Annotated in this window: 1 rRNA gene; it reads right to left on the reverse strand. The window is 54.9% G+C overall.

The features are described 5' to 3' along the window. Positions 1–605: ribosomal RNA gene (locus ACOTZF_RS25220) — 23S ribosomal RNA — on the reverse strand; the annotation flags it as partial.

Here is a 605-nt window from a genome sequence, read left to right on the forward strand (position 1 = left end):
AACGTTCCTTCAGGAGACTTTAAGTCTCAGGGAGAACTCATCTCGGGGCAAGTTTCGTGCTTAGATGCTTTCAGCACTTATCTCTTCCGCATTTAGCTACCGGGCAGTGCCATTGGCATGACAACCCGAACACCAGTGATGCGTCCACTCCGGTCCTCTCGTACTAGGAGCAGCCCCCCTCAATTCTCCAGCGCCCACGGCAGATAGGGACCGAACTGTCTCACGACGTTCTAAACCCAGCTCGCGTACCACTTTAAATGGCGAACAGCCATACCCTTGGGACCTACTTCAGCCCCAGGATGTGATGAGCCGACATCGAGGTGCCAAACACCGCCGTCGATATGAACTCTTGGGCGGTATCAGCCTGTTATCCCCGGAGTACCTTTTATCCGTTGAGCGATGGCCCTTCCATTCAGAACCACCGGATCACTATGACCTGCTTTCGCACCTGCTCGAGCCGTCACTCTCGCAGTCAAGCTAGCTTATGCCATTGCACTAACCTCCTGATGTCCGACCAGGATTAGCTAACCTTCGTGCTCCTCCGTTACTCTTTGGGAGGAGACCGCCCCAGTCAAACTACCCACCAGACACTGTCCGCAACCCGG

The sequence above is a fragment of the Enterobacter cloacae complex sp. SHL021 genome, assembly GCF_049237765.1.
Taxonomy (GTDB): Bacteria; Pseudomonadota; Gammaproteobacteria; order Enterobacterales; family Enterobacteriaceae; genus Enterobacter; species Enterobacter cloacae.